The organism is Streptomyces sp. JLBG701 (assembly GCF_058544905.1).
The window spans coordinates 6,665,775-6,686,085 of sequence record NZ_CM178588.1; the positions used below are offsets into that span (position 1 = coordinate 6,665,775).

Sequence of the window (20,311 nt, forward strand, 5' to 3'; positions counted from 1 at the left end):
GTGGGATACATCCCTGCGACGCCGGTGGAGCGAGGAGTGGGTGGCATGCGGATGCGGGTGTGGCGGGTTCTTGCGGTGTGGGCCGGTGTGCTGGGGGCGGTCGGTGGTGCCGTTTCGGCGGCTCGGGCGGCGGACGGGCCCGAGGCCGATCTGGCCTATCACGGGTCGGCGGCCATGGCGGGCGGGCAGGTCGACGTGCGGATGACGCCGCGCAATCACGGGCCGTCGGCCGTGCCGGACGCGACGGTCCGGCTGCGCTGGTCGGTGCCGCTGGCGGACCGGCAGGAGCTGCCGGGCGGGTGTGCGCGCTCGGGGAAGCAGGTTGTGGTGTGCCGGACGGGGGCGCTGGCCGCGGACGGGCTGGGCGAGCGGATCGGGCTGCGGGTACGGCTGCGGGGCGAGCCGTCGGAGGTGCTGCTGGAGATCGACACGGTGTGGGGCGGCGGCGCGGTGGACCGGAACCGGGCCAATGACCGGCAGCGGGTGCTGGTGCTGGACACGGGGGACGCGTACTACTTCTGAGCCGTGTCCGTTTTGCCGCCGGGGCCGATGGCGGTGCCTTCTACGTCGTACGCTCTGGGGCCTCTGTTCCTCGGGAGCAGCAGCGGAGTCGCCAGGAGCAGGACGCCCGCCGTGGCGATCGCGGTGCGGGGGCCGGTGGCGGCGGCCAGCAGGCCCCACAGTGCGGTCAGCGCGGCGGTGGTGGCCTTGCTGGTGACCGACCAGGCGGAGAGGGTGCGGGCGATCCGGTCGGGCGGGGTGTGTTCGAGGCGGTAGGTGGCGGAGACCGGGCTGAAGAGGCCCGAGCAGGCGATCAGCCCGAATTCCACGGCCATGACGAGTACGAGTCCGGCGGCGCCGGGGCCGACGAAGGTCAGGCCGACTGACCAGCACGCGCGCAGTTTTCCGGCGGTGAGCAGGACCCGGTGCTGTCCGTATCGGGCGACGAGCGGGCGGGCCAGCCGGGCGCCGAGCAGGCCGCCGGCGCAGGGCACGGCGAAGGCGAGGCCGTACTGCCAGGGGGCGAAGCCGAGCGGGCCGAGCATGAGGACGGCGAGCGGGGGTGCGGTGGCCATGATCAGGCCGTTGACCAGGATGGTGTTGAGGAACAGGGGGCGCAGGGTGGGGTGGGCGAGGATGGTGCGCCAGCCGTCGAGGAGGTCGCCGGGGCGCAGGCGGGGCGTGTCCCGTCGTGCGGGACGTGCTTCCTTGGCGTCTGCGCTTGCGCCGCCGATCGCGCGGATGCCCGCTGCCGACAGCAGGAAGCTGGCCGCGTTGGCGAGGACTGTCGTGACGGGGCCGAGGATGCCGATGGCGGCGCCGCCGAGGGGTGGGCCGAGCATGGTCGCGGTCCACATCGTGGATTCGAAGCGGCCGTTGGCGGTGAGCAGGTCGGAGGGCGGTACGAGGGATTTCAGGTAGGCGCCGCTGGCCGCGTTGAAGGTGATGTCCGCGGCCGCCACGACGATCGACACCAGCAGGAGTTGGGTGAAGGTGAGGCCGCCGAGGGCGTAGGCGGCGGGGACGGTCAGCAGGGCGGTGAAGCGGACGAGGTCCATGGTGATCATCACGGGCCGTTTGCGGCGGAACTCCACCCATGGTCCGAGTGGCACCGCCACCAGCGCTCCCACCGCGAGTCCGGCGGCGGCCAGCGCCGACACCTGGGCCGGTCCGGAGTGCAGGACGAGGACCGCGATCAGCGGGAACGCGTCGAAGGCGAGCCAGGTGCCGAGCAGACTGACGCTGTACGCCGCCCACAGCCAGCCGAACGGCCGCCCCAGTCCTCGGCGTTCTCGGCGTTCAGCTGTCGGCGTCGTAGTGCTCCCGCGCGGCATGGACCTCCTCGATGTGGTGCTCCGCCCAGTCCTTCACGGCGGTCAGCAGCACGGCGAGGCTCTGGCCGAGGAGGGTCAGCTCGTAGTCGACGCGGACCGGGACGGACGGGGTGACTGTACGGGAGAGGATGCCGTCGCGTTCGAGGGTGCGCAGGGTCTGCGTGAGCATCTTGGGGCTGACGCCGGCGATCCTGCGGCCGAGGTCGCTGTAGCGCATCGGGCCGGTGGAGAGGGCGGCGACGACGAGGCTGACCCACTTGTCGCTCAGGCGGTCGAGGAGCTCGTTGGTGGGGCAGCCGCGGAGGAACGCGTCGTACTTGACGCGCGCATGGTCGCGCTGCTGGGCCGCGGTCTTGGTGGCCATGGCTCTCCTCCGGGTGGGTTAGGCACTTTCAGGTAACTACTTACCAGCGGATAGTAACTCTTCCTAGGGTTGTTGGAGTAAGTGAGGAAACACCCCAGGCATCTCAAATGCCTTGGAAATCAGGAGAGTTGACATGCGTGCTGTTGTGGTGACGGAGTTCGGCGGGCCCGAGGTCGTCCAGATCGTGGAGACCGAGGTGCCCGAGCCGGGTGCGCGGCAGGTGCGGATCAAGGTGGCGGCGGCCGCGCTGAACCCGGTGGACGCCGGGGTGCGGTCCGGTGTCTTCGGCGGCGCGGGCGAGCGGATCGGGCTCGGCTGGGACGTCGCCGGGACGGTCGACGCGAACGGCGAGGGTGGGGGTGCCCCCTCTGGGGGACCGTGGAGCGTCGGCGACCAGGTGGTGGCCCTGTTCCCCGGCTTGGTGCGGCCGCTGGGGACGCACGCCGAGTACGTCGTCGTGGACGCGGACGCGGTGGCCAGGACGCCGGCGAGCGTCGACGCCGTGCACGCGGCCACGCTGCCGCTGAACGCCCTGACCGCCGTACAGGCCCTGGATCTCCTGGAGTTGACGCCGGGCCAGTCCCTCCTGGTCACCGGCGCGGCGGGCGCGCTCGGCGGGTACGCCGTCCAACTCGCCGCCCACCGGGGGATATCGGTGACCGCACTCGCCCGTGAGGCGGACACGGATCTCGTACGTTCCCTGGGGGCGACCCCCGCGGTGACCGGCGCCGTCGAGCCGGGCAGCGTCGACGCCGTGCTGGACGCCGCGATCCTCGGCGAGACGGCCCTGGAGTGGGTGCGGGACGGCGGCGTCTTCGTCGGCGTCATCCCGGGGGCGGCACCGGCGCCGGTGCGCGGGATCCGGACGGTGGCGGTCGGGGTTACGGCGGATGGCGCCCGCCTGGCGGAGCTGGCCGGTCTCGTGGACGAGGGTGTGCTGACGCTCCGGGTGGCGGGGACGTACGCCCTGGACGACGCGGCCAAGGCGCACGCCCGGCTCGCGGAGGGCGGGGTGCGGGGCCGGCTGGTCCTGGTCCCCTGACCTGCGTGGCCGTGGGGCGGCGACGGTGGCGGCGGCGGTGGCTCAGCGCACGCCATGGGCATACACCGTGGGCGGTACTCCCACCGTCGCCGTGAAGTCCCGCACCAGGTGGGCCTGGTCGGCGTAGCCGAGGCGGGCGGCCAGGTCGGCCCAGCCGACCGCGTCCGAGGTCTCGGCGGCCTCCAGGGCCTCGTGGATGCGGTGGCGGAGGATGACCCACTTGGGGCCGACGCCGACGTATCCGGCGAAGAGGCGCTGCAGCAGTCGTACGGACATGCCCTCGGCGCGTGCGAAGTCGGTGACCCGGCGGATCGTGCGGTCGGTGCGGATGCGGTCGACGAGGGTGGCCGCCAGTTCCGCCTGGGGGTCGGGGCGGGGGTCGTGGGCCAGGAGGAAGGCGTCCATGGCGGCCAGGCGGGCGCTCTCGTCGGCCGGGGCGAGGATCGTCGTGGGGTCGGTGTCCGGGTAGACCTCGGGCCGGCGCACCCGGCGGCCCGTCCACTCGGTCACCGGTGTCTCCGGGGCGAAGGCGCGGAAGCCGCCCGGCCGGAACTTGATGCCGCAGACCCGTCCCCGTCCCTCCAGTTTCTGGGTGAAGAGGGCGTGCGGGATGCCGGCGACCTCGACGAAGGGTTCCTCGCCCTGGAACCGCTGGAAGACGATGTGGACCGACGGGTGCGGGACCACGTGGGAGACGTAGGGCTGTGTGAGGTCCCAGTCGATCAGCCAGTAGTGCTCGACGTAGGGGCGCAGGGGCTCGGCGGGCAGCGGGCGGCGGAAGTCCACCTGGGTGAGGAACTCCGCGGCGCCGACGATGCCTCGGGTGTCGCCTGGGTCACGGCTGGGGGCGGCCATGTGGGGATCGTAGGGCGGGGTACTGACAGTGGGCGGAATACCGTCGAGGGCGAGGTCGTTTGTGGGTATAGTTGAACAGTCAACAACCTGGAGGGTGAGCGACCATGCAGTTCGGGATCTTCAGCGTCGGCGATGTGACCCCCGACCCGACCACGGGCCGGACGCCGACCGAGCGTGAGCGCATCAAGGCCATGGTCGCCATCGCGCTGAAGGCCGAGGAAGTCGGGCTCGACGTGTTCGCCACCGGCGAGCACCACAATCCGCCCTTCGTGCCCTCGTCGCCGACCACGATGCTCGGCTACATCGCGGCGCGGACGGAGAGGCTGATCCTCTCCACCTCCACGACCCTCATCACCACCAACGACCCGGTGAAGATCGCCGAGGACTTCGCGATGCTCCAGCAGCTCGCGGACGGGCGCGTCGACCTGATGATGGGGCGCGGCAACACCGGCCCGGTGTACCCCTGGTTCGGCCAGGACATCCGGCAGGGCATCAACCTCGCCATCGAGAACTACGCCCTGCTGCACCGCCTGTGGCGCGAGGACGTCGTGAACTGGGAGGGGAAGTTCCGGACGCCCTTGCAGGGGTTCACCTCCACCCCGCGCCCGCTGGACGACGTACCGCCCTTCGTCTGGCACGGCTCCATCCGCTCGCCCGAGATCGCCGAGCAGGCGGCCTACTACGGCGACGGCTTCTTCCACAACAACATCTTCTGGCCGGCCGACCACACCAAGAAGATGGTCGAGCTGTACCGGGAGCGGTACGCGCACTACGGGCACGGCACGGCCGAGCAGGCGATCGTCGGCCTTGGCGGTCAGGTCTTCATGAGGAAGAACTCGCAGGACGCGGTGCGTGAGTTCCGCCCCTACTTCGACAACGCGCCGGTCTACGGGCACGGGCCCTCCCTGGAGGACTTCACCGACCAGACCCCGCTGACCGTCGGCTCCCCGCAGGAGGTCATAGAGAAGACCCTCGCCTTCCGCGACTACGCCGGTGACTACCAGCGCCAGCTGTTCCTCCTCGACCACGCCGGGCTGCCGCTGAAGACCGTCCTTGAGCAGCTCGACATGCTCGGCGAGGAGGTCGTGCCGGTGCTGCGCGAGGAATTCGCGAAGGGGCGCCCGGCGGACGTGCCGGAGGCGCCTACGCACGCGTCGCTGCTCAAGGCCCGGGAGGTCGCCGTATGAGCCGTATGAAACTCGTGGTCGTCTCGGCCGGGCTGAGTGTCCCGTCCTCCACACGGCTGCTGGCCGACCGGCTGGCCGCCGCCGTGGAACGGCAGACCCAGGTCGACGTCCCGGTCGACATCCAGGTCGTGGAGCTGCGCGAGCTCGCCGTGGAGATCGCGCACAACTTCACCAGCGGGTTTCCGGGGCGGGCCCTCGCCGCCGCGATCGACTCCGTCACGGAGGCGGACGGGCTGATCGTCGTGACGCCGGTGTTCTCGGCGTCGTACAGCGGGCTGTTCAAGTCCTTCTTCGATGTGCTCGACAAGGACGCGCTGGCGGGCAAGCCGGTGCTGATCGCCGCGACTGGCGGCAGCGCGCGTCACTCGCTGGTACTGGAGCACGCCCTGCGCCCGCTCTTCGCCTATCTGCGGGCCGTGATCGTCCCTACGGCTGTGTACGCGGCCTCGGAGGACTGGGGCGGCACGGACGGGCTGCCTGAGCGGATCGAGCGGGCGGCGGGGGAGCTGGTAGGGCTGATGACGGGGTTGGCGGGGGTGAAGCCTGTGTCCGCCGAGGTGCGGGTGGTGCCGTTCGAGGAGCGGTTGGCGGCAATCAGCCCGTCCGGCGTTTGAGGACGAGGCCGTTCAGGCCGAAGCGGGGGTCTGGGGGCGGCAGCCCCCAGGTCGTTGCGGCACCTGTGACGGTGTGAGCCAAGTAAGAAGGGCGACCCCAAACGCCGCTCACCCGGCCATACCGCCGGAGGCATTGGCAGACTGGGGGGCGTGTCCCCGACTGTGCTGCTCGCCGAAGACGACCGCGCCATCCGCCACGCCCTGGAGCGGGCCCTGACTCTGGAGGGCTACGAGGTGACGGCGGTCGCCGACGGTGTCGAGGCGCTGGCGCAGGCGCACCGCACCCCGCCGGACGTGCTGGTCCTCGATGTGATGATGCCCGGCATCGACGGCCTCCAGGTCTGCCGGGTGCTGCGTGCCGAGGGCGACAACACGCCGATCCTGATGCTGACGGCGCTGGTGGAGACCGCGGACCGGATCGCGGGCCTGGACGCGGGCGCCGACGACTACGTGGTGAAGCCGTTCGACGTCGAGGAGGTCTTCGCCCGTCTGCGTGCCCTCCTGCGCCGCACCAGCCCGGTGCCCGCGGGCGCCGCCGCCCCCGCCGACGTATCGCCGAAGCAGCAGCTCTCCGACCGCATGATCGAGGCAGCCGGGATGCGCATGGACCTCCAGGCGCGGCGCGCCTGGCGGGGCGAGCGCGAGCTTGAGCTGACCCGCACCGAGTTCGAGCTGCTTGAGCTGCTGGTGCGCAACGCCGGGATCGTCCTCGACCACTCCACGATCTACGACCGTATCTGGGGCTACGACTTCGGCCCCGGCTCCAAGAACCTCGCCGTCTACGTCGGCTACCTGCGCCGCAAGCTCGACGAGCCGGGCGCGCCGCAGCTGATCCACACCGTGCGGGGCGTGGGTTATGTGCTGCGGGAGGACTGAGTGGCCCCGGGCCACCGGACCCCTCTGGCCCGCGTGACGCGGCTGGTGGCGAGACGCAGGCCGCGGCTGCTGTCGCTGCGGACCACGTTCGCGGTGTCGTTCGCGGCGGTCGCGGCCGGGGTCACCGTGCTCGTCGGCATCCTGTCGTACAGCGCCGCCGCACGGCTCGTCCGCGTGGACCAGCAGTCGGTGTTCACGCAGGTCGTGCAGGACGTGCAGGACGAGGTGCGGCAGCACAGGATGACGCCGGACGACTTCTCCTCCTCCCGCCCCGGCCACGAACTCGTCCGGCCCGCGCGTACCGACGTCCAGGTGCTCGGCGCCGACGGTGGGATCGTCGACCATGGCAGCCCCGTCCTCCCGGTCACCGACGCCGACCGGTCGACGGCGGCCGCGAAGAAGGCCGGGCAGACGGTCGAGCACAAGGAGGTCGGCGTCGGCGCGGACGTGTACCGGGTCGCCACGGTCGCGCTCGGCAGCGGGCGGGGCGCGGTGCAGGTGGCGCAGGAGTTCAGCGACACCGAGGACCTCCTGACGGCGCTGCAGCAGCGGACGCTGATCCTGATGGCCGCCGTCGTGACCGCCGCGGGCCTGTTCGGCTGGTGGCTGGCCCGCCGGATCACCCGCCGCCTGGTCGTCCTCACCTCTGCCGCCGAGGACGTCGCCCGCACTCGCCGCCTCGGCATCGAGGTGCCGGTCGCCGGCTACGACGAGGTGGGCCGCCTCGGCCGCTCCTTCGACCGCATGCTGGGCCGCCTCGCTCAGTCGGAGGAGGACCAGCGCCGCCTGGTCCAGGACGCGGGCCACGAACTCCGCACCCCGCTGACCTCACTGCGTACGAACATCTCCCTGCTCCGCCGTATAGACGAACTCCCGCCCGCCACCCGCGAGGAACTCGTCGCGGACCTGAGCCAGGAGGCACGCGAACTGACCGACCTGGTCAACGAGTTGGTGGACCTGGCGGCCGGCCAGTCCGACACCGAGCCTCCGCAGAGCGTCGACATCGCCGACATCGCCGAGGACGTCGCGGGCCTGGCCCGACGCCGTACCGGACGCGAGATCGTGGTCCGCGCGACCGGCGACACGACGACGGACGGCCGCCCGGGCCTCCTCCAACGCGCCCTCTCCAACCTCGTGGAGAACGCCGCGAAGTTCGACCGCGACGGCAAGACCCCGATCGAGATCGCGGTCACCGCCTCCAACCGCACCGGCACCGTCCGCGTCGAGGTCCTCGACCGCGGCCCCGGCATCGCCGACGCCGACCTCGTCCGCATCTTCGACCGCTTCTACCGCGCGGCGGACGCCCGCTCGCTGCCGGGTTCGGGCCTCGGCCTGTCCATCGTGCGGGAGGTGGCCCTCTCGCACGGCGGGGCCCCGTTCGCGTTCCGGAGGGACGGGGGCGGGTCGGTGATCGGGTTCACGGTGGGCGGCCATGACGGGGCTTGAGGCATCCGCCGAGGGCCATCTGGTCTGGGCGGCCCAGGCCGCCGGCGTGCGGATCTTCCGCCACGGGACCGCCGTGGCCGTGGCGAGCCCGTCGCTCTCCGGCCGGGACCGGATCGCGGTGGCGGGCGAGGAAGGGGACGCGATTCCCCTCGTACGGGATGTACTGCGGGAAGTCGGACCGACGTATCGCCCCTTCGGGGAGGCGGGACTGGTCGGCGCGCTGGTGCGGGAGATCGACGGGCTGGAGCCGGGCGGGCGGCCGTTCTGGTGGATGGAGACGGCGGACGCCCCCGGGATTACGATGGACGTGGGGTGGCTGGACGAGGCCGGTGAGAAGGAGGCCTCCGGGTTGCTCGACCGCTACTTCCCCGACTCCTACGCCCAGCCCGGCCGCGCGGGAGTACGCCGCTGGGCGGGGACGTACGACGATGAGGGCTGGCTGCTCGCGGTGGCCGCGGACGCGTGGTCCGCGGCCCGGTGCGGATTCCTGGCCGGGGTCGTGACCCACCCGAGGGCGCGGGGGCGGGGTCTCGGGGTGGCCGTGTCCCGTTTCGTCGTGGACGCGCTCGTACGGGATCACGGGCGGGCCGCGTTGATGGTGGACGCCGACAACGGGCGCGCGGTCGCGGCGTATGAGCGGGTGGGGATGGGGAAGGTGCTGTTCGCGGCAGCCGCGGCGGCTTGAACAGTTTGGGCGACCTGATCAGCGGCCGAAGCAGCGCTCCAGCTCATCGAGGTCGTAGAAGTAACTGCCCTTGGAGACGGGTCGGCAGCCGGTCTTGAAGGCGGTCTCCTTCTCGTTGTAGAGCATGCGGACGAGGTAGGTGTCGCCCTTGCGGAACACGTCCCACTGGATGTTCGCCCCGAGCGGCGCCACGGCCGAGCCGCGCCAGGAGTTGGTGGCGTACGTGTACGGCTGCTCGGCGGTGACCGGCTGCGTGCTTCCCGGCAGGCCCATCAGCGCGGCGAGCGGAATGATCTCCTCGGCGTGGGTGAAGCGCAGTTCGGCACCGAGGTCGCTGGTCCCGTCCCGTTTGGCCTCGACCTGCTTGAAGAGGTCGTCGAGGAGCACGTCGGCCATCTTGTAGGTGATGTCGCTATCGGCGAAGCCGGGCCCCTTCTCGTAGAAGTCCTCGGCGTCCCCGAGATACCCGAACCAGGCGGCATCGCGCGCAGCGATGTACCGCTCCATGCCCCAGCCCTTGCCGCCGGGGCTCTCCTCGCGCATGGCGGGCGCGATGGCGTACAGGTTGTAGACCGCCTCGGCGGCCTCGACGGCGCTGCCGATGCTCGCGAACTCACCGCTGACGATCCGGTCCACGAAGGCCGGCTTGAAGATCTTCTTCAGTACGTTGCGGGCGGCGCGGTCGGTCGCGGGCTGCTCGGTGATGGTCTTGAGGGTGGCGGCGAGGCGCTGGTCGTTGTCGATGTAGTCGCGGTAGGCGGCCCCACCGGCGGCCTTGTGGAAGTAGAGCAGGTCCTTGTCGGTGCGGGTGGCCCCGATCAGAGACGTGAGGTCGGGGTCGGAGGCGGCGAGCGCGGAGGCGAACTGGTTCGCGCTGTCGATGGCACGCCCCTGCCCCGAGCTGACGACGTCGATGGGCTCGCCGTCCTCGGCGATCTCCTTGAACAGCCCCGGCAGCCGCTGAGCCATCCGCGTCGCGGTGTCCCGCATCTCCTCCTTGCCGCGTCCGCTGAGGTTGCCGTACCCCACGGTGTTCATGGCGTCGAGGAGTGCCTGCACCTTCGGCCCGAACTCCCGCCCCTGCCACGTGAGTTGCCCCTCGCTGTTCGCCTTCTCCCACAGGGCGAGGATCAGATCCCCGTCCTCGCTGTCGCTCGCGGCACGCGAGCCGTGCCGGGAGACGTTCTCGGTGAAGACGGCGGTGAAACCGGCGGGGGCCCGGTGATAGGTGCGCGGGTTCTGCTCGGCGGCGTACGGGGCCTTGGTCCCGTAGCTGGTGGAGTCCGAGGACCCGGGGTGCGCGGCCGCGACCTGGGCGGGGAGCAGAACGGCGAGGCCAAGGGCCAGGGCGGGGGTGAGACGTCTCATGGCCGCATGCTTTGTGAGGGACGTGAACGGTGGGTGGCGGTGAGGTTGGCGGCTGATCAAGTTCGGTGCGGTGGGGCGGGCGGGGTGCGGTAGGCGGGTGCGGCGGGCGGTCCGTGACTTGGTGATTGGCCCCTTTGGACCAGGCGGCGAGGGGAAAAGCGCAGGTCAGCTCTGCCGGGCGTGGCCCAAAGGCTCCAATCTCCTACGCCCGGTCGACGCGAGCGCGAGCAGCAGCGCCCCGGCCGCGGCGGCCACGGCCACCAGCAGGGCGCCCTCGCTGCCGTGGCTCTCCGCGAGGGTGCCGGAGGCCGCCTGGCCGACGGCGGTTCCCAGGGGGCCGCCCGCGCACAGGACGGTCATGGCGAACGCGGCCCGTTCGGCGGGGGCGAGGCGGTCGGTGAGGGCGTACAGGCTGATGAGGTGGGGCGCCACGGTGAAGCTCGCCGGCAGGACCGCGACCGGGAGGGAGACCAGCCGGGCGCCGGCGAAGAGCACCAGCATCCCGACGAACGAAGCACGTCATCGACGCCCGCGTGGGCCTGGAGGCCCGACGCCTCCTCGCCCACACCGACGACCCGGTCGCGATCGTCGCCCGCCGACTCGGCTTCAGCGAGCCCACCAACTTCGGCAAGTTCTTCACCCGCCTCACCGGGACGACGCCGGGGGACTTCCGGCGGGCTCAGTGCGGAGGGGGCGCCTGATGGTCGATCGGGGACATCGGGGACATCGGGGACATCGGGTCACCGGTCGAGGTCTTCGTACTCCTGAGTCGGTACGCCGACGGAGGTGAAGATGTCCAAGGCTTGCTGCCTCATCAGTCCGGCGGCGGCGTTGTCGGTCATCCGGTGGGCGCGGGCGAGGGCCATGAAGGTGCGGGCTTCGCCGAGCCGGTGGCCGGTCTCGCGGTGTATTGCCAGTGCCTCGTGGCCGAGGGCGACGGCTGTGGTGTGGGCCGACTCGGACTCCGCCAAGTCGCACATGACCGTCAGGGCCTGCGCCTCCACCACACGGAAAGCATGGTCACGGGCCAGGGTCAGCGCCTGCTCGGCGTGGCTGTGGGCTTGGTTGTGCCTGCCCGCCTGATGGTGTGTGAGGGCGAGTCCCAGGAGGCTGTCCACCTCGGCGCGTCTGAACCCCGCCTCGCGGGCCAGGGCGAGAGCCTGACCGTCGGCCTCGGCCGCTCGGTCGAGATGCGCCAGCTTTCGGTGGGCGGCGGCGACCGTGCTGAGGATGCCGGCCTGGACCCAGCGCCGTCCCGCGTCCTTGACCATGGCGACGGCACTCTCGGCCTGCACGAGCGCCTCGTCCTGGCGGCCGAGCTCGATATTGATCTTCGCGATGGCGTCGAGCATCATCGCGCGGCCGTCGCGCAAACCGGCCCGCTTGTCGGAGGTCACCTCGGGAGCGAGGACGTCAAGTCCGTCGGTGAGGCGGCCGAGTTCCCAGTACACCCCGCCCAGAATCTGCAGAGCCAGGCTGTCGTCCCACCAGCTGATCTCTTCAGTGGGGTTCATGGCGCGTTCGAGGTGCTCGGCGGCCTCGCGCAGCCGGCCCAGGTCGCGGCAGGTCATGCCGAGGCCGACTCGCCCAAAGCCTTCGAAGTAGCGATTTCCGGTTTCCCGGAAGAGGTCCAGGCCTGCGGTGAAATGCTCGTGCGCACTGTCGAGACGCGCCATGCTCCATTGCACGAAGCCTCCGACGCCGAAAGCCGCTGCTCTGCCTGCCGGCCAGCCGAGTTCCCGACTGATGTCCCGTATCCGTATGTGATGGTCCATCGCCTGCCGGACATGCCCTCGGTCCCACCGGATCACTCCGAGGCTGAGGTGCATGGCTGCCTGGCCGTACAGGTCGCCTTCAGTCGTGGCCGCGTCCAGTGCCGTCTGCGCGGTGGCCTGCCAGGTCGCCCGCGGCATATGGAGCCAGAAGTTTCCGAACAGCGCCCCGGACAGATGCCAGGCGACGGGACGAGGACCGTGGCGGGCGGCGTGGTTGATGACGGCGAGCAGATTGGCGCGCTCCGCCTCCAGCCACTGTTCGGCTCCGGCTGGGGACGGCAGGCCCGGCAGTTCACCGGAGTCGAAGCTTCTGGGCAGCTCCGGGAAGAGCCAGGTCCCCGCGGCGGCGCGAGTGGCGTGCGTGTACCAGAGCAGGACGCGTTTCAGCGCGGCGTCACGGTCCTCCGCCCGTTCCTCCAGCTGCGCCCTCTCCTGCGCGTACTCGCGAAGGAGATCGTGGAAGCGGTACCGGCCCACCGTCGTGGGTTCGATCAGGTGGGCGGTGGCCAGGGCGCTGAGCAGACGCCGGGCCTGCGCGAGCGGCGAGCACAGGAGGGCCGCCGCGACCTCGGCGGTGAACTCCGGTCCGGGAAACAGCCCGAGCAGCCGGAACAGCCGACGCGCCGCAGGCGCCAGCACCCGGTACGACGCGGAAAAGGCCGTGCGCAAGGGGGAGTTGTCGTCACTGTCCGGCTCCAGTGCCTCCAGCCGATTGCCCTCGGACATCTCGGTAACCAGGTCGCCCAGGCCCAGGCCTGGATCGCCCGCCAGCCTCGCGGCGGCCACGCGCAGCGCCAGCGGAAGGCTGCCGCACAGCCGTATCAGTTCGTCGACCGCGAGCGGTTCGGCGGACAGCCGGTCCGTGCCAAGTGCCTCGCCCAGCAGCGCGCCGGCCTCGGCCGGCAGGAGGAGGTCCAGCGGCAGGGCGTGTGCCCCGTCGCGGGCCACGAGGTCGCCGAGACGGTTGCGGCTGGTGACGATGACGCAGCAGGACGGGCTGCCCGGGAGCAGTGGCCGGACCTGCTCCGCCGAAGCGGCGTTGTCCAGCAGGACGAGGAGGCGACGGCCGGCCAGCAGCGACCGGTACACGCGCGCTTGCGCCTCGTCGTTGGCGGGGATCTCCGACACGACGAGCCCCAGACTCCGCAGCAGCAACTCAAGGGCCTCGCCGGGCTTGAGCGGTTGCCGGTCGTGGTCGAAGCCGTGCAGGTTGACGTAGAGCTGGCCGTCCGGGAAGCGATCGCGTACCTGGTGTGCCCAGTGGACGGCCAGAGCGGTCTTGCCGATGCCTGCGGCACCGCCGATGGCGGAGATGACCACAGTGTTTGTCGGACCCTGGCCCTGGCCCTGACCCTGCTCGGGCGGAAGCAGCGCGTGCAGTCTGGCGAGTTCGTCGGTGCGGCCGGCGAATCCCGCGGCGTCGTGGGGGAGTTCGGCGGGCGTGGGCGGCGAGCCCGCAGCCGGGACGGACTTGGAGCTGGCGGCGGGCGTCTGCACGGGAGGAGCCGCCGGACTCAAGAGATAGGCGTCGTCCTGCCGCAGTACCGCTTCATGGGTACGGCGCAACTCCTCACCGGGATCGACGCCGAGTTCGTCCCGCAGCCGTACGCGCATCTCCTGATAGGCGTTGAGGGCGTCCGCCTGACGTTCGCAGCCGTACAGAGCCCGCATGCGCAACGCCCATAGCGGCTCGTCGTACCGGTCGGACACCGACAGGTCGGCGAGGTCGTCGAGGGCGTCGCCGAACCGTCGTAGCAGAACCAGGCACTTGAGCCGCTCAAGGCGGAGGGTTCGCCGACGCTCCCAGAACCGTTGCCGCTCGTCCTGCGCAAAGGGTCCGGGCAGGTTGGCCAGGGGCTCGCCACGGAAAAGTTCGAGCGCCGCGGACAACTGATCGGCCGCGGTGGCCAGTTCGCCGGAGGCCACCGTGCGCAGCGCCTCGTCGCCCCGCCCGGCCAGGTCCGTCGTATCGAGCCGGACTCCCTCGACGACGAAGCGGTACCAGCCCTTGCCGCTGCGGATCACCGACTCCGTGGGGCGGGCGCCTTCCGCGTCTAGCGCCCTGCGCAGGGAGTTGACGTGCGTCGGCAGCACCTTGGACGCGGGTGGTTCCGACCCCCACACCCCGTCGAGCAGTTGTTCATGGCTCACCACAGAGCCCTGGCGGAGCAGCAACGCGGCGAGCACGGCCTGTCGCTTGAGAGGCCCCAGATTCAGCGGTGATCCGCCCCGCCATGCCCGTAACGGCCCGAGCACCTCGATCCGAAGCAGCTCAGGAGTTCCGCCGTCCACCCGAAGCCTCCGCCTCCGCTGTCGCACACATCATCGGAATTTCATCGACATTGCAGCACCCCCGGGCAGGGTTGCGGACACGACATCGCACAACTCGCACAACTGAAGGGGGTCCAGTGACCGAGGTGGAGTCGGTGGCCATCGCGCTGGCCACAGGAGCGGCGGCCGGACTCACACATTCCGCGACCGGAGCCGTCCACGACCGCTACATCGGGCTCAGGGAGGCGGTCCGCCGACGGTTGGCCACAGTCGCGGACAGGGGCTACGGCGTACGGGTGCTGGACGCGTACGAGACGGACCCCGACGTGTGGTGGACCCGACTGCTCCAGGTCCTGACAGGCTCCGGCGTGGAGGCGGACGAGGAAATCCTCACGGCGGCCCGCGCCGTACTCCGCGCGGAACGCCGGACGGGGTACGTCACCGAGGGCGCCCGGCCCTAAGGGCGACCGGCACCGTCCGCCGGGGCGAAGAGCTGGGCCAGGCCCTGCCACAGGGGCATGACGGTGATGGCGGTGGCCGGGGTCCTGCGTTCCGGGCCGGGGGTGGCGGATGCTGGTCGGCCGGTACGGGCCGTGCTGGTCGTTGCGATGGTGGTGTGCGGCATGGCGAGACGCTCCTGATGGGTGTCAAAGGGACCGGGACGATCGAAGTGCCGGAGAGGCGATCAGGCCTGCTGCCCGCGGCCCTTGTACAGCGCGGCCCCCGCCCCGAGGGACACGACCGCCATACCGATGCTCGTCGCGATGCCCTGAGCGCTGTCGTCGATGAGCGGGGCGGCGATGGCGACGGTGAGGTTGAACAGGAACAGGAACCACAGAACGGGGCGGGAGGAGAGGAGCGCCTTCACGGGAGTCTGCCTTTCGGGGGGACGTTGACCTTGTGAGATCAACGATCCCGTCCCGGGCCTTCCGCCACGAGAGAGTGCGGTCCCCGATCGGGGGTGTAGCCCGCTCCACCCTCCCGGGTCACAGGCTGTGGGCGATGGGGTGCAGCGGTTCGTACAGCGGCAGTTCGGCGCCGCTGGGGAGCCGGATCGCAGTCAGCTTGCCCCAGCGCTGTTCGCTGACCGGGCGGGTGATCTCGACGCCCTGCGCGCGGAACTCGCCGAGCTGGGCGTCAAGGTCGTCGCACATCAGGAAGAACTCGTGCTGGGGCGGGCCGTCGGTCGGGTGCACGGCCACCTCGGCCGGGGGCAACTTGAAGATGAGCCAGCCGCCGCCCGCGTCGACGCCGGGAAAGCCGAGGACGTCGCGGAGGAAGGCGCGGTCCGCCTCGGCGTCCTGGCTGTAGAGGATGGCATGTGCACCGCTGATCATGGCTTGCTCCTGCCCCTTCGACGTGCGCGCGGTCGCGTCCTCGGCATCCTGGCACGCTCAGGACCAAGAAGACCTTCGACTGCATTCGACGACACGACGACTGAGTTGCATGGCAGCGACACCACACCAGGCAAAACGTCTGATGCCCCGCAGGCACCGGCACACTTGCCAAAGCTGTACGTCGAGCACGACCGCCCCGGTCGGGAACGCTTCGGTGTGACAGTGGCTTACGAACTTACGAGTTCACGGCCAAACCAAGCAGTACGGCTGATGTCCCGCCTCATGCAACCGATGCGAGAAGTCCTGCCACTCATGCAGCAACTGATACACGTTGAACGCGTCCCGAGGCCCACCCCGGTCCGGCACCGTGGACCAGATGAACGCCGCCGCGCCCACCGCCTCCTCGCCGATGCCCCGTAGCGGGTCCACGACGGTCATCGGGAGTTTCACCACCGCGTAGTCGGGGTGCAGGACGACCAGTTCCAGTGGCGGCACCTTGTTGAGGGGGACGCCCTCGATGCCGGTGAGGACCATCGCGGCCATCGTCTCCGGCTTGATCTTGGTGAACATGCCGTTCATGCCGAGCTCGTCGCCGCCGAGTTCCTCGGGACGCATCGAGATCGGGACCCGGGCCGCGGTCGCGCCGTCAGGTGCGCCGAAGTATTTGTACGTCACCCCCACCCGACCACCATTCCTGCTCTCGGCCCGCAGGCGCTCGACCCGACGGTCGAGCCGCTCGGACTCACTCGGTACACCCTGCCCCTGACGTGCTGCCTCTGCGGCTTCCTCCGCGTCGCGCCGGTGCTTTCCCCGCCGGGCACGTCGAGGACCCAGATCGTCAGTCCCCTCGCCCAGCCCGCCACCGCGATGCATATCTCCACCCGACTGCTTTTCTAGGACGCGTGGCCCCCGCCGCGCAACCCGATCATCGTGTCAGTGACCTCCCCCACGGCCGCCCGACGAAACGTGCGTTGAAACACCTGTCCGCAGGATCTTCGCAGGCTCTGAACACCCGCGCCCGTATGAGCTGTATCTCCTTGTGTGTATCAGGTCTCAGTTTCGCAGATGGCCGGAGCCGACGCCCCACGTCCCTCCGCCTACCCTGAGGAAGGTGTCCAAGCCGCCGGAGTCCCATAGGTCCGAGAAGTCGGAGAAGTCGCAGGTCATGAGCGAACTGCCATATTCATACGAAGCGCCCGTCTCGCAGGGGCTGTTCGACCGTGCGTCGGTCGTCACGCCGGGCGGCGTGAACTCCCCGGTGCGCGCCTTCCGTGCCGTGGGCGGCACGCCCCGGTTCATGGTGTCCGGGAGTGGGCCCTATCTCACCGACGCCGACGGGCGCGAGTACGTCGACCTGGTGTGTTCCTGGGGTCCGATGATCCTCGGGCACTCCCACCCCGATGTCATCGCCGCCGTGCACGACGCCGTTTCGCGCGGTACGTCCTTCGGGACGCCCGGCGAGGGCGAGGTCGCGCTCGCCGAGGAGATCGTCGCGCGCGTGGAGCCCGTCGAGCAGGTGCGGCTGGTGTCCAGCGGGACCGAGGCCACCATGTCGGCGATCCGGCTCGCCCGCGGATTCACCCAGCGCGCCAAGGTGATCAAGTTCGCCGGGTGTTACCACGGTCACGTCGATTCCCTCCTCGCCGCCGCCGGGTCCGGTCTTGCCACCTTCGCCCTGCCCGACACCCCCGGCGTCACCGGCGCCCAGGCCGGCGACACCATCGTCCTGCCCTACAACGACCTCGACGCCGTGCACGCCGCGTTCGCCGCCCACCCCGGCGAGATCGCCTGCCTCATCACCGAGGCCTCGCCCGGCAACATGGGCGTCGTGCCGCCGGACCCCGGCTTCAACCAGGGGCTCAAGGACGCCTGCGCCGCGAACGGGGCCCTCTACATCTCCGACGAGGTCATGACCGGCTTCCGGACCAGCAAGGCCGGCTGGTACGGCATCGACGGCGTCCGGCCCGACCTCATGACCTTCGGCAAGGTGATGGGCGGCGGCTTCCCGGCCGCGGCCTTCGGCGGTCGCGCCGACGTCATGGGGCACCTCGCCCCCGCCGGGCCCGTCTACCAGGCCGGCACCCTCTCCGGGAACCCGGTCGCAACCGCCGCCGGGCTCGCCCAGCTGCGACTGCTCGACGACGCGGCCTACGCCAAGGTCAACGCCGTATCGGAGCATCTGCAGTCGCTGGTCTCCGAGTCCCTCACCAAGGAGGGCGTCGCGCACACCGTGCAGAGCGCCTCCAACATGTTCTCGGTCTTCTTCCTCGACCGGCCCGTCCGCGACTACGAGGACGCCAAGGCGCAGGAGTCGTACCGCTTCACCGCGTTCTTCCACTCGCTGCTGGCGAACGGCGTCTATCTGCCGCCCTCGTCCTTCGAGTCCTGGTTCGTGTCCACGGCCCACGACGAGCGGGCCGTCCAGCGCATCGCCGACGCCCTTCCGGCGGCCGCCCGAGCTGCCGCGGAGGCCACGGCATGAGCAACGACAACACGATCAGCAACGGCGACATCACCGTCGTACACGTCATGCGGCACGGCGAGGTCGCCAACCCGGACGGGATTCTGTACGGGCGGCTGCCCGGCTACCACCTGTCCGAGCTCGGGCGGCAGATGGCCGACCGGGTCGCCGAGCACCTCTCCTCGCGTGACGTCACGCATGTCGTCGCCTCCCCGCTGGAGCGGGCGCAGGAGACGGCGACGCCCATCGCCAAGGCGCACGGGCTCGATCTCGTCACCGACGGGCGGCTCATCGAGGCCGGGAACGTCTTCCAGGGCAAGACCTTCGGGGTCGGGGACGGGGCGCTGCGGCGGCCCGAGAACTGGAAGCATCTCGTCAATCCGTTCAAGCCGTCGTGGGGCGAGCCCTACGTCGACCAGGTCGTCCGGATGGTCGCGGCGCTGGACGCCGCCAAGGACGCCGCCCGGGGGCACGAGGCCGTGCTGGTCAGTCATCAGCTGCCCATCTGGATCGTGCGGTCCTACGTCGAGCGGCGGCGCCTGTGGCACGACCCGCGCAAGCGGCAGTGCACGCTCGCCTCGCTGACCACCTTCACCTACCAGGGCGACAAGATCGTGTCCGTCGGCTACACCGAGCCGGCCATCGACCTCGTCCCCGCTCATCTCCGCGCGGGCGCCAAGCCGGTGAAGGGCAAGGACAAGGCCTTCGGCGCCTGATCAATGGCCTTGCCTGTCACTCCTGTTCCTCTATGACACGCTCGTGACATTTGTTGCCATAAGCGTGTGATCAAGAGGAACCCTCCCCCTCGTCACGTCCTCTGACTGGATGACCACCGGAGAACGTGACGAAGGGGGACGCAGTGCGCCATCTCACCCGTAGGGGAATGCTCGGTCTCGGCGCGGGCGCCGCGGCCACCGTCGGACTCGCGGGGTGCGGCACCCTCAGGCCGTTCGACGACGCGTCGCACGCCGGCGGTTCCGGAAAGGGGGCCGGCGGCGGTCCCACGGCCACCGCCCGACCCCTCGGTGACGGTTCGACCTCCTTCACGGGCAAGCAGCCCCACCAGCCGGCGAAGCCCGTGCCGCTCGAACCGGGCCAGACCCCACCGCAGTTCGTGATCTTCTCCTGGGACGGGGCGGGGGAGGTCGGCAACGGCCTCTTCCCGCGCTTCCTCGATCTCGCCAAGGAGCACGAGGCGCACATGACCTTCTTCCTCTCCGGGCTGTATCTGCTGCCCGAGAGCAAGAAGCGCCTCTACGACCCCCCGAACAACCCGCGCGGCGCCTCCGACATCGGCTACCTCACCGACGAGCACGTCAAGGCGACGCTCACCAACGTCCGCCGCGCCTGGCTCGAAGGGCACGAGATCGGCACCCACTTCAACGGCCACTTCTGCTCCGGCTACGGCACGGTCGGCAACTGGACGCCCCAGCAGTGGCGCAGCGAGATCGACCAGGCGAAGTCCTTCGTGAAGGAGTGGCGCACCAACACGGGCTGGACCGCCCTGCCCGCCCTGCCCTTCGACTACGACAAGGAGCTCGTCGGCGGCCGTACGCCCTGTCTGCTCGGCCAGAACAACCTGCTGCCCACCGCCCGCGAACTCGGCTGGCGCTACGACGCCTCCTCGCCCGGCGGCCAGCAGATCTGGCCGGCCAGGCAGCAGGGCATCTGGGATCTGCCGCTTCAGCAGATACCTTTCCCCGGCCACAGCTTCGAGGTCCTGTCCATGGACTACAACATGCTGGCCAACCAGTCGATCAACTCCACCAACGCGCCCGCCTACAACTACCCGGGCTGGCGCGAGCAGGCCTCCGGCTCCTACATAGCGGGCTTCAAGCGGGCATACGAGACAAACCGCGCGCCCTTCTTCATCGGCAACCACTTCGAGCACTGGAACGGCGGCATCTACATGGACGCCGTCGAGAACGCGTTCAAGTACATCGCCGCCGAGCGGGAGGCGGGCGAGGACGTACGGCTGGTCTCCTTCCGGCAGTTCGTCGACTGGCTGGACGTACAGAAGCCCGAGGTCCTCGCCAAGCTGCGGACCCTCGGCGTCGGACAGGCGCCGGTCGGTGGCTGGAAGGAGTTCCTGAAGGACGCCGTCACCTCCACCGCCACCAGCTCCTCCTCACCCTCCACAAACGCCGCCTGAAATGCGGGTTTCCGCCCGCAAGGGGGGTGCGCAAGATCCCCGG

At 70.5% G+C, this 20,311-nt stretch carries 21 protein-coding genes and 1 pseudogene; 12 read left to right on the plus strand and 10 right to left on the minus strand.

Features of this window, described 5'->3' with window-relative positions; genetic code table 11:
- The first annotated feature begins 51 nt into the window (after positions 1–51).
- Positions 52–522 carry a hypothetical protein gene (locus AC5DRG_RS30855; protein ID WP_491813206.1) on the plus strand — a complete coding sequence of 157 codons (471 nt, stop codon included), beginning with the start codon at positions 52–54 and terminating at the stop codon, positions 520–522.
- Here the strand turns inward: AC5DRG_RS30855 and AC5DRG_RS30860 are convergent.
- Together AC5DRG_RS30860 and AC5DRG_RS30865 are read right to left on the minus strand one after the other, a co-directional pair.
- Positions 513–1,835, minus strand: a complete 1,323-nt coding sequence (locus AC5DRG_RS30860) for an MFS transporter (protein WP_491802739.1) — start codon at positions 1,833–1,835, stop codon at positions 513–515. The genes AC5DRG_RS30855 and AC5DRG_RS30860 overlap by 10 nt on opposite strands.
- Complete coding sequence (locus tag AC5DRG_RS30865; RefSeq protein ID WP_491802740.1) at positions 1,801–2,199, minus strand: winged helix-turn-helix transcriptional regulator; 399 nt, start codon at positions 2,197–2,199, stop codon at positions 1,801–1,803. Before AC5DRG_RS30865 ends, AC5DRG_RS30860 begins: the two co-directional genes overlap by 35 nt.
- Before the next feature lie 133 nt (positions 2,200–2,332).
- On the opposite strand from AC5DRG_RS30865, the gene AC5DRG_RS30870 reads away from it, so the two are divergent.
- Positions 2,333–3,241 carry an NADP-dependent oxidoreductase gene (locus AC5DRG_RS30870; RefSeq protein WP_491802741.1) on the plus strand — a complete coding sequence of 303 codons (909 nt, stop codon included), beginning with the start codon at positions 2,333–2,335 and terminating at the stop codon, positions 3,239–3,241.
- Positions 3,242–3,283: 42 nt separating this feature from the next.
- Here AC5DRG_RS30870 and AC5DRG_RS30875 read toward each other — a convergent pair whose 3' ends face one another.
- A complete protein-coding gene (locus AC5DRG_RS30875) occupies positions 3,284–4,096 on the minus strand; it encodes a DUF6597 domain-containing transcriptional factor (RefSeq protein ID WP_491802742.1) in 813 nt (270 codons plus the stop codon).
- Positions 4,097–4,200: 104 nt separating this feature from the next.
- Between AC5DRG_RS30875 and AC5DRG_RS30880 the strand changes: the two genes are divergently transcribed.
- From AC5DRG_RS30880 to AC5DRG_RS30900, 5 genes are all read left to right on the plus strand, one after another.
- Entirely contained in the window at positions 4,201–5,283 is a 1,083-nt protein-coding gene (locus tag AC5DRG_RS30880; RefSeq protein ID WP_491802743.1) for an LLM class flavin-dependent oxidoreductase, read from the plus strand.
- Between the two features lie 5 nt (positions 5,284–5,288).
- Entirely contained in the window at positions 5,289–5,897 is a 609-nt protein-coding gene (locus AC5DRG_RS30885) for an FMN reductase (protein ID WP_491813207.1), read from the plus strand.
- Positions 5,898–6,059: 162 nt separating this feature from the next.
- Positions 6,060–6,773 carry a response regulator transcription factor gene (locus AC5DRG_RS30890; protein WP_491813208.1) on the plus strand — a complete coding sequence of 238 codons (714 nt, stop codon included), beginning with the start codon at positions 6,060–6,062 and terminating at the stop codon, positions 6,771–6,773.
- Positions 6,774–6,797: 24 nt separating this feature from the next.
- Positions 6,798–8,219: a HAMP domain-containing sensor histidine kinase gene (locus AC5DRG_RS30895; protein ID WP_491813209.1), complete on the plus strand. Its 1,422-nt coding sequence runs from the start codon at positions 6,798–6,800 to the stop codon at positions 8,217–8,219.
- Positions 8,206–8,904 (plus strand): GNAT family N-acetyltransferase, encoded by a 699-nt coding sequence (locus tag AC5DRG_RS30900; protein WP_491802744.1) that lies wholly within the window; start codon positions 8,206–8,208, stop codon positions 8,902–8,904. Before AC5DRG_RS30895 ends, AC5DRG_RS30900 begins: the two co-directional genes overlap by 14 nt.
- Positions 8,905–8,922: 18 nt before the next feature.
- Here the strand turns inward: AC5DRG_RS30900 and AC5DRG_RS30905 are convergent, their stop codons facing one another.
- Positions 8,923–10,272 carry a histidine-type phosphatase gene (locus AC5DRG_RS30905; RefSeq protein ID WP_491802745.1) on the minus strand — a complete coding sequence of 450 codons (1,350 nt, stop codon included), beginning with the start codon at positions 10,270–10,272 and terminating at the stop codon, positions 8,923–8,925.
- A 165-nt stretch (positions 10,273–10,437) separates the two neighbouring features.
- Positions 10,438–10,773, minus strand: a complete 336-nt coding sequence (locus tag AC5DRG_RS30910; RefSeq protein WP_491802746.1) for a hypothetical protein — start codon at positions 10,771–10,773, stop codon at positions 10,438–10,440.
- A gap of 11 nt (positions 10,774–10,784) precedes the next feature.
- On the opposite strand from AC5DRG_RS30910, the pseudogene AC5DRG_RS30915 reads away from it, so the two are divergent.
- Positions 10,785–10,973, plus strand: a pseudogene (locus AC5DRG_RS30915) (helix-turn-helix domain-containing protein); the annotation flags it as partial.
- Positions 10,974–11,012: 39 nt separating this feature from the next.
- Here the strand turns inward: AC5DRG_RS30915 and AC5DRG_RS30920 are convergent.
- Positions 11,013–14,366: an AfsR/SARP family transcriptional regulator gene (locus AC5DRG_RS30920; protein WP_491802747.1), complete on the minus strand. Its 3,354-nt coding sequence runs from the start codon at positions 14,364–14,366 to the stop codon at positions 11,013–11,015.
- Positions 14,367–14,455: 89 nt separating this feature from the next.
- On the opposite strand from AC5DRG_RS30920, the gene AC5DRG_RS30925 reads away from it, so the two are divergent.
- Positions 14,456–14,779 carry a hypothetical protein gene (locus AC5DRG_RS30925; protein ID WP_491802748.1) on the plus strand — a complete coding sequence of 108 codons (324 nt, stop codon included), beginning with the start codon at positions 14,456–14,458 and terminating at the stop codon, positions 14,777–14,779.
- Here AC5DRG_RS30925 and AC5DRG_RS30930 read toward each other — a convergent pair.
- The 4 genes from AC5DRG_RS30930 to AC5DRG_RS30945 form a co-directional block, all read right to left on the minus strand.
- Positions 14,776–14,943: a hypothetical protein gene (locus tag AC5DRG_RS30930; protein WP_491802749.1), complete on the minus strand. Its 168-nt coding sequence runs from the start codon at positions 14,941–14,943 to the stop codon at positions 14,776–14,778. The two genes, AC5DRG_RS30925 and AC5DRG_RS30930, sit on opposite strands and share 4 nt — an antisense overlap.
- Before the next feature lie 60 nt (positions 14,944–15,003).
- Positions 15,004–15,186: a hypothetical protein gene (locus tag AC5DRG_RS30935; RefSeq protein ID WP_491802750.1), complete on the minus strand. Its 183-nt coding sequence runs from the start codon at positions 15,184–15,186 to the stop codon at positions 15,004–15,006.
- 118 nt (positions 15,187–15,304) lie between these two features.
- Entirely contained in the window at positions 15,305–15,655 is a 351-nt protein-coding gene (locus AC5DRG_RS30940; RefSeq protein WP_466261151.1) for a VOC family protein, read from the minus strand.
- A 243-nt stretch (positions 15,656–15,898) separates the two neighbouring features.
- Positions 15,899–16,528: a hypothetical protein gene (locus AC5DRG_RS30945; protein ID WP_491802751.1), complete on the minus strand. Its 630-nt coding sequence runs from the start codon at positions 16,526–16,528 to the stop codon at positions 15,899–15,901.
- 292 nt (positions 16,529–16,820) lie between these two features.
- Between AC5DRG_RS30945 and hemL the strand changes: the two genes are divergently transcribed.
- The 3 genes from hemL (at position 16,821) to AC5DRG_RS30960 (ending at position 20,268) form a co-directional block, all read left to right on the plus strand.
- Entirely contained in the window at positions 16,821–18,137 is a 1,317-nt protein-coding gene (hemL, locus tag AC5DRG_RS30950) for a glutamate-1-semialdehyde 2,1-aminomutase (protein WP_491813210.1), read from the plus strand.
- Positions 18,134–18,832: a histidine phosphatase family protein gene (locus tag AC5DRG_RS30955; RefSeq protein ID WP_491802752.1), complete on the plus strand. Its 699-nt coding sequence runs from the start codon at positions 18,134–18,136 to the stop codon at positions 18,830–18,832. Before hemL ends, AC5DRG_RS30955 begins: the two co-directional genes overlap by 4 nt.
- Positions 18,833–18,975: 143 nt before the next feature.
- On the plus strand, positions 18,976–20,268 hold the full coding sequence (locus tag AC5DRG_RS30960) for a polysaccharide deacetylase family protein (RefSeq protein ID WP_491802753.1): 1,293 nt from the start codon (positions 18,976–18,978) through the stop codon (positions 20,266–20,268).
- Positions 20,269–20,311 lie beyond the last annotated feature (43 nt).